The sequence below is a fragment of the Mesorhizobium sp. M7A.F.Ca.CA.001.10.2.1 genome (assembly GCF_003998575.1).
GTDB lineage: Bacteria > Pseudomonadota > Alphaproteobacteria > Rhizobiales > Rhizobiaceae > Mesorhizobium.
Genome location: NZ_RZQY01001335.1, coordinates 1 through 482, shown reverse-complemented (window position 1 = coordinate 482; position 482 = coordinate 1). Strand labels below are relative to the sequence as shown.

Annotated in this window: 1 pseudogene; it reads left to right on the top strand. The window is 67.0% G+C overall.

The features are described 5' to 3' along the window. Window positions 1-482, top strand: a pseudogene (locus tag EN964_RS36950) (hypothetical protein); the annotation flags it as partial.

Below are 482 nucleotides of genomic sequence, written 5' to 3'. Positions count from 1 at the left end.
TGGTGCGGCTGTATGACGAAGCCGGCAAGCTCGCCGCATCCGCGCGCACCAACAATGCCGGCTTTGCCAATTTTCCCATGTCGGTGAAAAGCAGAAAGGCCGTGATCCGCAAGCCGGGCAACTGGCGCTTTGTGGTTTCGGTGCCGCCCGGCTGGCAGGCGAAAAGCGAAAATGACATTCAGTCCCGACGCTTCATGCCGCTGCCGGGTTCGCCGGCCGGGATGGTATCGCAGGAGATGCTGCTGCCGGTCGGTCTGGCACCGCCGCGCCGCGTCAGCGGGCGCGTTGCCGGCGATGGACCAGCGACCCTCTCCATGTCGGGGAACGGGCACGTCCTGGAGACGCGGGCACTGGCCCCGGGTGCCGTCTTCAGCTTCGACCTGGCTGAAGAAGCCAACACGGTCAGCGTCAGCGGCGGCGGCTTGGAGCGGCGGCTGACGCTGTCGCCCTACTCGGCGGATCTCGGCCTGCTGTCGCCGCAA